The 10,320-nt window shown below is 46.3% G+C and carries 8 protein-coding genes; all 8 read left to right on the forward strand.

Annotated elements, in window-relative coordinates:
• The 8 genes from WG68_RS06505 (at window position 1) to WG68_RS06545 (ending at window position 10,097) form a co-directional block, all read left to right on the forward strand.
• Entirely contained in the window at window positions 1-351 is a 351-nt protein-coding gene (locus WG68_RS06505; RefSeq protein ID WP_046556851.1) for a DUF3802 family protein, read from the forward strand.
• A gap of 84 nt (window positions 352-435) precedes the next feature.
• The gene (locus WG68_RS06510) at window positions 436-864 is read left to right on the forward strand and encodes an OsmC family protein (protein ID WP_046556852.1); all 429 of its coding nucleotides are present in this window, start codon (window positions 436-438) and stop codon (window positions 862-864) included.
• A gap of 48 nt (window positions 865-912) precedes the next feature.
• The gene (gene speD / locus WG68_RS06515) at window positions 913-1,719 is read left to right on the forward strand and encodes an adenosylmethionine decarboxylase (RefSeq protein WP_046556853.1); all 807 of its coding nucleotides are present in this window, start codon (window positions 913-915) and stop codon (window positions 1,717-1,719) included.
• Window positions 1,720-2,019: 300 nt separating this feature from the next.
• Window positions 2,020-4,128 (forward strand): chitinase N-terminal domain-containing protein, encoded by a 2,109-nt coding sequence (locus WG68_RS19345; RefSeq protein WP_161796354.1) that lies wholly within the window; start codon window positions 2,020-2,022, stop codon window positions 4,126-4,128.
• Between the two features lie 5 nt (window positions 4,129-4,133).
• Entirely contained in the window at window positions 4,134-8,807 is a 4,674-nt protein-coding gene (locus tag WG68_RS06530) for an RHS repeat domain-containing protein (RefSeq protein WP_046556856.1), read from the forward strand.
• Entirely contained in the window at window positions 8,782-9,141 is a 360-nt protein-coding gene (locus WG68_RS06535) for a hypothetical protein (protein ID WP_046556857.1), read from the forward strand. The genes WG68_RS06530 and WG68_RS06535 overlap by 26 nt, the downstream gene beginning before the upstream one ends.
• Window positions 9,134-9,430: a hypothetical protein gene (locus WG68_RS06540; protein ID WP_046556858.1), complete on the forward strand. Its 297-nt coding sequence runs from the start codon at window positions 9,134-9,136 to the stop codon at window positions 9,428-9,430. The genes WG68_RS06535 and WG68_RS06540 overlap by 8 nt, the downstream gene beginning before the upstream one ends.
• 283 nt (window positions 9,431-9,713) lie before the next feature.
• Entirely contained in the window at window positions 9,714-10,097 is a 384-nt protein-coding gene (locus tag WG68_RS06545; RefSeq protein WP_046556859.1) for a transposase, read from the forward strand.
• The last annotated feature ends 223 nt before the right edge of the window (window positions 10,098-10,320 follow it).

Consider the following 10,320-nt stretch of genomic DNA (forward strand, 5'->3'; position numbering starts at 1 on the left):
ATGGTGACTGATCAACCCGGCTATGAGCACCTTATCCAGTTTTTAACTGAACATTTGGCTCTGTTTACCGAAGACGGTACGGCGCTGGCTGACGGCAAACCCATAGGGGTGCTGCTGGAAGAACGGATTGCCGAGCAAATTATTACCCTTTGCACCCAGCATACTGCGCTGGAAATGAACCATCGTAGCATGATCATCCGTGAGGTTGACGGTATCATGTATGATTTTCAGGAGGTGTTAAGTAGTGTGCTGGAAAAAAAGGCGACTGCTGAACAGGCAGAGCTGATTAACGAAATTGCATTGCTAATCAAAAACCTGTTTGACAGTGCTGTTGCCAGGCTGCTCGATTAAGGTTAATTAGCCTGCATTAATGCTGGCTACCCGCCCCGGTTTTCCGTAGAATATCCAGCCTTAAATTTCGTGCCGGAACCGCATATGCAAGCAAAAGTCAGCTGGGTAGACAACCTGAGTTTTATTGGTCGCTCCGGTAGTGGTCATGCCGTGGTGTTTGACGCCAATCGTGAAGGCAGCACTGCCCCAAGCCCAATGGAAATGCTACTGATGTCTGCCGGCGCCTGTTCATCGGTTGATGTGGTGAGTATTTTGCAAAAAGCCCGCCAGCAGGTACTGGGGTGCGAAGTTGAACTATCAGCTGAGCGCGCAGACAGCATTCCAAAGGTGTTTACTAAAATTCACCTGCACTTTGTGGTCACCGGCCATGAACTTAGCGAAAAACAAGTGGCGCGGGCGGTCGATTTATCTGCGGATAAATATTGCTCAGTGTCTATTATGCTGGCCAGCAGTGTTGCTGTAAGCCATTCCTATAGTGTTAACAATGCAAACCAGACCGCTGAGTCTGAGTAATTGCCCAGGAAAACAATACAGCAGGTGCTGTAGTGGAGAGCGCAAAAATTGGTAAAGCCTTTTGAAAAACTGAAACTGCACGGGTTTAATAACCTGACTAAAAGTTTAAGCTTTAGCTTATACGATATTTGTTATGCCAAAACAGAACAGCATCGTCAGGAATATATCGAGTACATTGACGAGCAATATAATGCGGATCGGCTGACCGATATTTTAACTGAAGTGGTTGATATTATTGGTGCCAATGTGCTGAATATTGCCCGCCAGGATTACGATCCACAAGGTGCCAGCGTAACCATTCTGGTTAGCGAAGAGCCGGTACTGGTGAATCCGGATAACTCCGAAAACCCCGGCCCCCTGCCAGAGGCGGTCGTCGCTCATCTGGATAAAAGCCATATTTGCGTTCACACCTATCCGGAAGTGCATCCGCATGATGGTATCTGCACTTTCAGGGCAGACATAGAAGTGTCGACCTGCGGCATTATTTCACCGCTAAAGGCACTGAATTTTCTGATCCACAGCTTTGAATCTGATGTGGTGACTATTGACTACCGGGTGCGCGGTTTTACCCGTGATATCAGTGGTACCAAACACTATATCGATCACCCCATCAGTTCTATTCAGAATTTTATGGACAGTGATACCAAGCAAGCTTTCCAGATGATCGACGTTAACGTTTATCAGGAAAACCTGTTTCATACCAAGATGATGTTAAAAGAGGCTGATCTGAACAATTACCTGTTTGGCATGGGCACGGATAGCATGACCGCTGACGAGCAAAAACTGGTTAGCAAAAAGGTGTTTAAAGAGATCCGGGAAATTTTCTACGGCCGTAATCTGCCTGAAGTAAAATAACTACTAAAAGCTCAAAAAATGCTAAAAGACCAAAGCCTGTTGCTGACGCTACAGGCTTTTTGGTTTAAGGGTGCTAAATTTTGCCAGAAGGCTTTATGGTACAAGATTATTGGTACCCGTTCTAGCGACGGGGATGCCTCGGTCTTAGCCTTGTGGTTTTAAATAACGTCGATTGATAGGCTTCTTTATTTATTGTTTAACAAAACATCTTCATAAAAATCATAAATTAATGTTGCAATAACATATTTACATCACTTATTCTGCCGCAACTTTAATTACATGTTTGGCATGGAGGCTAAGGTGAAGTATTTTTACCTGCTTTTTGTATTGTCTGTTTCATCGTTGTTTACATCATTTCAAAGCGTGGCGGCAGCACCTGTGGTTCAACGCTTTGGTTGGGAACCTGCAACTGTGGCGGTGGGGCAACAGCAATCCTTTTACTGGGACATACGTAATGTCCAAAACTGCTACTCCCTTACTGCAGATTTGACCCCGGGAGCACGACCTCCCTCGGGCAGTGTTGGTCCATATACACGATCTGCGCCTGGGATCCGCACCACACAATGGTATTGCATTGATTTAGCCGGTAATCGATTTCCTTCAAACTCAAGTCAGTACCTGGAGTCTACATGGCGGGCTGAGATGTCGGTGCCTTCTACACCCAGTGCTTCAGCTCAGGGGAATAGCATTGCTGTAGTGTGGGGCGCAGTGAATGGCGCAGCGAGTTATCGTGTTCGGGTCAGTATCAATGGAGGCGCATGGCAAAGTGAGGTAAACGTTGGCGGTAGCACCAGCAACACTTTTCCGGTTGAGCCTGGGCAAAGCTATAAATACTCAGTTCGAGCCTGTCATTCAAATGGTCAGTGCTCAACCTGGTCTAGTGCATCAAATAGCGTCACGATACCAGCAGCTGTACCTGCAACCCCTGATGGCCTGTCAGCTGAGCTGGCGGGCACCACTATCAGTACCAGTTGGAATGCTGTCAGTGGCGCGGCTTCATACCGTATCCGCCAAAGCGTCAACGGCACATGGCAAAGTGCCATCAATACCGGCTCCGGCCGTAACAGTGCTTTTACGGTGGCGCTGAACAACAGCTACCAATATCAGGTACGAGCTTGCAACGCATCCAATCAGTGCTCGAGTTGGTCTAGTTCAACAGAAGCTATCACGATACCACCTGCCCCTGTGGTCCAGCGCTTTGGCTGGGAACCTGAGACTGTGGTGATGGGGCAACAGCAGTCCTTTTACTGGGATATACATAATGTCCAAAACTGCCACTCCATTACTGCAGATTTAACCCCTGGAGCACGGCCTCCCTCAGGCAGTGTTGGCCCTTATACGCGATCTACGCCTGGGATACGCACTACGCAATGGTATTGCATTGATTTAGCTGGCAATCGATTTCCTTCAAACCCAAACCAGTACCTGGAATCCACATGGCGGGCGGAGATGCAAGTGCCATCCACGCCCATTGCTTCAGCTCAGGAGGGGCAGCGTATTGCCGTCGAATGGGGAGCCGTGAGCGGCGCGGCGACTTATCGTGTTCGGATCAGTATCAACGGAGCCGCATGGCAAAGTGAGGAGCCATTTAGCAATAGCAGCGAGATTTTCTCGGTTGAGTTTGGCAACAGTTATCAATACTCCGTTCAAGCCTGTCATGCTAATGGTCAATGCTCAATCTGGTCCAGTGCATCGAATAGCATCACGGTTCCGGCTCCAACTCCGGTGGTTCAGCGATTTGAATGGCTGCCAGCGCGCGTTACGGTGGGGACCAACCAGTCTTTTTATTGGGATGTGGAGCATGTGGAGAGCTGCTATTCGATTACTGCGCCAAATACACCCGGCGCGCGACCACCATCCGGCAGTTTCGGCCCCTTTACGAAAAGCGAGCCTGAGGTAAGTATCACCAAATGGTATTGTATTGATTTAGCGGGTAATCGTTATCCTGCTAACCCTGACACCTATTTGGAAGCCACCCGCACGGTAGTGGCCGCAGCACCACAGCCCGTAGTCAATCGCTTTGAATGGCAGCCTTTGAGTGTTTCGGTGGGGACTAACCAATCCTTTTATTGGGATGTGCAGCATGTGGAGAGCTGCTATTCGATTACTGCGCCAAATACACCCGGCGCGCGCCCACCATCTGGCAGTTTCGGCCCGTTTACAAAAAGCGAGCCTGAAGTAAGTATTACCAAATGGTACTGCACCGATTTAGCCGGCAATCGCTTCCCATCTGATCCTAATTCCTTTTTGGAAGCGACTCGTACTGTTATCCCGCCCGGGCAAGAAACTGAAAAAGTAATTACGTACCTACACACTGACATACTTGGCTCCATAATCGCAGAATCCGATAGCGACGGTAATATCATTAAGAAAACCGAATACAAGCCATTTGGTAAGAAAAAGGACTAATAAAAATGGAAAATAAATTAACGTTTTCTTTACTGGCTGTATTTGGCTTATCGGGTTTTGCCCATGCTTACAGCGAAAAGGAAATAGCGGAATTATCGGCGCTATTTATCCAGGCCAAAGACCCATTGACGTCAATGCCGCCACCGATGACTGCGCAATCAATGTCATCTTCGGGAGATGATGGTGCGGCTTTAAAACTGATGACCGAGTTAGCGCTGTCGAGGATGGAGGTTAAAGAGCAAATTACCCCGGAAACTACAGATCTATTTGGTGACCGGGTCGATTTAAACAGCGGTAGTATTTCTTTTTCACACATTGACGTAGCCTTGAAAGGCAACAGCAACTTACCAGTAGAAATTCGGCGCGCGTATCGGGGGTCTAAGAATAACCGTGGCAATAACTCCAGCCTGGGCGACTGGGTGTTGGAGATCCCCAGTATTTCAACCACAACCCTGGAATATAAGCCGGGGTTTTTAAGCCATATCCCCAATTGTGGCTATCTTTCGCCCGCCTATGCTGATACCGGTTTTGCAACTGTTGGCCCTGCTCAGTATTGGAGTGGTGATATACTGGATGTTCCCGGTGTAACCAACCAAAAACTACGGGAAGCTTATACTACAGGAGGGGCTATTGCCGGGCGCGTTGCAGATAACTGGAAGGTGACGTGTTTAAACGACAGGTATGGTTTCGAGGCTATCTCGCCCGAGGGAACAAAATATACTTTTGATGTTGTAAGATTGGTACCGGCCTCCTTAGTACTGGTAGCGCAAGAAGCAGACGTGCTAGACCCAAATTATGATGTTGCGGAATTACTGCGTAGCTATACGTTAAATGTGCAAGTTAGCCGCATTGAAGATCGCTTTGGTAACTGGGTGAATTATGTATACGACGCTGCCACTTTGCCATACGGAAGTTCCAGCACCTTTTTAAGTTATTCTAATAAATTGGTAAAAATTGAATCAAGTGATACCCGGGTTGTTGATATCTTCTATGAATCAGGTACCAACACCGACAGAATTGAGCGTATTGAGGCAGATGGTAAAACTTGGCGTTACCGTTATATTTCTGAATATGATGCGCCTGACCAATTATACAAGGACGTACTGACTGAAGTAGAGCGGCCGGATAATAAAAAATGGTTGTTTGACTTGGTATTCGATAAGTTTGGAGGTATTACTACCGGAGCCCAAGGTTTGTCCGACTGCCAAGTTGTCGCCAATGTCGCCAAAGTGTCTACCATAACTCATCCTGAAGGTGCCGTTTTTAAGCTTACCCAAAAGCCAGCCCAATTTGGTCGTACTGAAGTGCCGTATAATACCAGCCAGAACCCCAGCGAAACGATAGGGCACCATACAGTAAGCCGCTGTGTTACCAATTTGGCTATTAGTAAAAAGGAGCTGTTATTTAACCAGCAAAATTTAACGTGGAATTACAGCTATTCACAAAATGCCGGTTCACCACGTCAAATGGGTAACACACCATTGCCTGCAGCACTAACGGGTTTGCCAGCGGCACCGAGTGGTTACTCGTTAATGGATTTACGATCTACTACTGTTAGTAACCCTGATGGCAGCAAGACGGTGCATGTATTTGACCGCAAGTTTCATGAGAAAGAGGGGCAGGAAGTTCAGTCACTGTATTATGACACCGATGGAAATACGCTACTTAAGGCCCAAAACGTTAGTTTTACTGTACTACCCAAAACAGGCAAGGTCAGGATGGTGTCATGCAAACCTAGTCAGTACCCTATATTTGAACTGCCTGGTGACGAATGTAATAAGGCGTTTGAAAACGAAGCCAAAGAAGAGAATCATGTTTACCAAAATGTCGTAAAAACCAGCCTGTATAGTGAAGGCGTGGCGACTGACTTTACTACTGAGTATTCCAACTATAATAGCTATGGCAAGCCTGAACTGGTAAAGGAAACCAGTAGTTTCGGCACTAAATACACCAAGCAAAGCTATTTGCAAGATACTGACTTATGGGTATTAAACTTGCCTACGGTTACCCAGGTATCGGCCAATAACAGCAGCTACACAACCGTTGCTGAAACCAGCTACTACTCGGCGACGCATGATTATAAATTGTTACCTTACCAGAGCAAGCGGTTTGGCCAGCTGGTTAGCACTAACAGCAGTTATCATGCTGATGGTAATTTAAAGCGCCAAACTTACAACGTGCCCAACCGGTATATTGAATATAATAATTATGTCAGAGGCATACCGCAGCAGATAACCCTGCCTGGTCGCTATAACGCATCGGCGACAAAAACGGCCAATCTGGTGGTGAACACTAAGGGTGAAATAACCTCCGTTACCAATTTTAATGGCCATACTTTTGGCTATGAATATGACATTATGGGTAGAGTGGAATTAATTACTCCACCTTCTGGCTGGACGCCAACCACGATTACCTATACTTCCGCTGCCGATCGCTTTGTGCAAACTCTCACTAAAGGTAGCTATCAGAAGCGTATCGAGATGGATGCGCTGTTCCGGCCGTTACTTACTCGTGAATACGATACGGCTAATAACATTATTACCTATGTTAATCAGCAGTTTGATGCCTATAATCAGCCAGTATTTACCTCTTATCCCAGTACATCCAGTACAGAAACTGACGGTACGGCGTTTGTTTATGATGGCTTGCAACGACTATTGCAGCAAACGAGTACCGTCGATAACCTGGGTAGCAATTATTACTATTTAAGTGGCAACCGAGTGCAAATGGTAAATGCCAAAGGGCATAGCACCATCACTACGTATAAGGCCCTGGGCGCACCTGCCCAAAAACTGCCAACGTTAATTGAACAACCTGAAGGGGTTACTACGTCTCTGGATTATAACCTGTTTGACAACCTTGTTACGGTACAGCAAGGCGCAATTACCGAGTTACGCAGATACAATGCTCAGCAACGCTTATGTCGCCTGGTGCGGCCTGATGTGGGGCATACGGCTTACGATTACAACGTCATCGGCGAAGTGTTTTGGGAAGCTAAAGGTGCGTCTGGCAAGGCGGATAACTGTAATACCGCCAGTGTGCTGGCTGCTGAAAAAGTGAGTTTTAGTTATGACAATATAGGTAATGTTCACCACATTACCTACCCTGATACCAGCGGTAATATTGTGCATACCTTTGATGCACAAGGTCAGCTAACCAAACTAACCTCAGGTGCTCATTTATGGGATTACAGCTACAACAGCTTAGGGTTGCTAGACACAGAAACCCTCACCATAGATAACCTGTCGTTTATGCTAGACCCCGAATACAACGCCATGGGCCACTTAGCGTCGTTAACCTATCCGTCAGCACGTACAGTAAGCTTTGCGCCTAATGCTTTTGGTCAGGCTACAACAGCGGGTACTTATGCCACGGCCGCCCAGTATTATCCTACCGGCCAGCTAAAGCAATTTAGCTATGGTAATGGCCTGACGTTTAACCAAACGTTGGATGATAAAATGAGGCCATATACCCGCACGGTAAGCAAGTCGGGTAACTTGCTGGCACAAACCTATACCTACGATGATAACGATAATATCGATACTATTATTGACAGCATTGTCCCCGGTAACTCATTAACGCTAGGTTATGACAATTTGGACCGTTTAACCTCTGCAAGCGGTTTCTGGGGCAGTGGCAGCTTTAGCTACGATGCGCGGGGTAATATTGAAAGCAAAAACCTGGGCAGCGAGCAACTAACCTATAACTACGGCACCAATAACCGCCTTAACAGCGTAACCGGCTCCCTAAGCCGTACTTTTGGTTACGACAGCCGCGGCAATATTACCAGCAATGGCCAGCGCAGCTTTGTGTTTAACCGCGCCAACCGGTTAGCCAGCTCAGGCAGCATAAGTTACAGTTACGACGGCCATGGCCGTCGGGTGCTGAAAAACAACAACGGTGCCAAAACCTACAGCCTGTATAACAGCCAGGGTGTGTTAATGAGCACCTATGAAAGTGGCGGCTATACCGACTATTTTTATCTGGGCAGCCAGTTAGTGGCTAAGTACAACGACCCGAATACCCAGTCAGACAAGCCAGGTTACACCGGCCATGTTGAAGATGAAGACTTACAGCTGACTTATATGCAGCAGCGGTATTATGACCCAGTGATTGGCCGGTTTTATTCGAATGACCCGGTAGGCTTTACACCGTCAAATCCGATGATGTTTAATCGCTATGCTTATGCGAATAATAATCCGTATAAGTTTGTGGATCCGGATGGGCGGAACCCGACCGGAAGGGGGATGCCTGATTTAGAACAAGCTAGAGCTCAAGCGCCCTTTGTAATAGATGCTATTCCAATCGCAAGTGATATAAAAGGCATCGCGGATGCAGTGCAAGACCCATCAGCAGTTAATGTCATTGCAGCGGGAGTGGGCTTGGTTCCTCTTGCAGGGGATGCTTTAGCTGCAATTGCAAAAAATATAAAGAGGTTTATCCAAAAAGCACCTGCGAATGCGAAAACAAGTATTGAACAGAAAAGCCTTCCTAACGATGGTGTGGCTGTTCAAGCGACTTCACCAGGTAATGTTCCCGGCTCCAAAGCGGTATATGAAAAGCAGATAGATTCAAATGGTAACACTGTTCAATATACCAAAACAACTTACGATCCGGATGGCGAGATTGTTCATGTTAAGGACAAAATCAGTAATGAAGAATTTAAACGAAATGAATAGGAAAAAGGTACTTTTAAATTTGCTTGAGTATTCTGACTCTTTAGAAGATATCATGCTTTCCCTGCGAGATTACTCTTGGGATTTTGAAGGGGAATCTATTGTCATTCATAAAAAGCACGTTCTTAATGCGATAAATCTTTTTATGAATGGATCAATAAGTAAGGAAGACTTGGAGCGTTGGGCCAATTTAATTGAGTGTAGAGAGGACTTGATCAGTGACGAAGCTGATGCCTTTATAATAGATAAAATTATTTATCAGCTGGCAAATCCGGTATTGGAAGGAGATATAAATTATGAAAAATGCAAGCTGCAAATAAAGATGTTGGATGATTAAGAATGTAATCAACTTTTTAGTTGAAAATGGCATTCATTTACTGAAAATAATCAAGTCGGTTTTTGCTTTTTTAATGTTTATCGAACAACAAGGGCACCCATTCAGAGGTGTCCTTTTTTCTACCCAGAATGAGCAAAACCACCAGCAGCCCGGTCAGCGCATGCCGGTAGAAGTGGTCAGTTTACAACAGCAGGACTGGCAACTTGGTGCAGCGCCAGCACGTGGCGGTGCTGCACAAATTGATCTTTTCTGCTGGCAAGGACTGATCAGCTCTGCTGCTGAAGTATGATCACCATACTGTTCGTAGCGCTCAAGATAACGTAGAAATATTCTGTGTTTTAACTGGTTTCAAATTAGCTGATAGGTTTTGAGATTGCTCTAAATAACAGAAGCTGAAGAACTTCTATCACCATCCTGGCAGAAATAGGTCAACGGATTGATTTCAGTTAGCCACAACTTGGTCTGGCACACCTACTTGAAAGATGAGTTATTTAAAATCAATGGGGTCAGTGTCATTGATTTTTGGTCACTAACGGGCTAGCTTTTATCAGGTATTTCAAGGAGGAAATCTGATGGCCCGCTTGCCCCGTCTCTATCTGCCAGGCTGCGCGCAGCATGTTATTCAGCGCGGTAATAACCATGAAGCTTGCTTCTATGACGAAGCAGACTATAAAGCCTACCTGTCTTTTCTTAAGGATGCCGCCACGACATACCAGGTTGCCATCCATGCTTTTGTGCTGATGACGAATCACGTACATTTGCTTGTCACGCCTAGCGATGCGCAGGGTGTGGGCCGGATGATGCAGGCGCAGGGGCGCAAATATGTGCAGTATTTTAATTACACCTATGGCCGCAGCGGCACATTGTGGGAAGGGCGGTATAAATCTACGGTAGTGGATGCAGATAATTACCTGCTAACGGTATATCGGTATGATCAATGGGGTCAGAGTCATTGATTTTTGGTCACTAACGGAAATCAATGGGGTCAAAATCAATGGGGTCAGTGTCATTGATTTTTGGTCACTAACGGGCTAGCTTTTATCAGGTATTTCAAGGAGGAAATCTGATGGCCCGCATGCCCCGTTTATATCTGCCAGGCTGCGCGCAGCATGTTATTCAGCGCGGTAATAACCATGAAGCTTGCTTCTATGGTAAGCGTAACCCCAACCACACATTCCA

The organism is Arsukibacterium ikkense (genome assembly GCF_000987775.1).
GTDB classification, from domain to species: domain Bacteria; phylum Pseudomonadota; class Gammaproteobacteria; order Enterobacterales; family Alteromonadaceae; genus Alishewanella; species Alishewanella ikkense.